The organism is Arthrobacter sp. MDT2-34-1 (assembly GCF_059091365.1).
This window is the reverse complement of the sequence record NZ_JBNHGO010000108.1, coordinates 1-574: the sequence shown is the minus strand read 5'-3', so window position 1 is coordinate 574 and position 574 is coordinate 1. Positions and strand designations below refer to the sequence as shown.

1 protein-coding gene is annotated in these 574 nt (G+C 66.9%); it reads left to right on the top strand.

What is annotated here, in order from left to right; translation table 11 throughout:
• On the top strand, positions 1–574 hold a 574-nt coding region (locus tag AC5RVV_RS17890; protein WP_494002696.1), incomplete at both ends, for an aconitase family protein.

The following is a 574-nucleotide window of genomic DNA, read 5'->3' as shown; positions in this document are numbered from 1 at the left end:
GCCACCATCGGCAACATGAGCCCGGAATTCGGTTCCACGGCCGCCATCTTCCCGATCGATGACGTCACCCTGGACTACCTGCGCCTGACCGGCCGCTCGGAGGAGAGTGTCGCGCTGGTCGAGGCCTACGCCAAGGAACAGGGCCTCTGGCACGATCCGTCCCACGAGATCAAGTTCTCCGAGTACATCGAGCTGGACCTGTCCACCGTCGTGCCATCCATCGCCGGCCCCAAGCGTCCGCAGGACCGCATCGAACTGACCCGTTCCAAGGACCAGTTCCGCAAGGACCTGCCGAACTACGTGGGCACCGGTGACGAGGATGCCCTGGACGAGGCCCTGGAAGAGTCCTTCCCGGCTTCCGATGCCCCGGCCATGACCTCCACTGTCCGCCACCACTCCGCCGCCGCCAACGCCGCGGGCCGGCCGTCCAACCCGGTTCCGGTCCAGATGTCCGACGGCCGCGAGTTCATCCTGGACCATGGCGCGGTCTCCATCGCGTCCATCACCTCCTGCACCAACACGTCCAACCCCTCCGTGATGCTGGCGGCCGCTGTGCTGGCCCGCAATGCCGAGG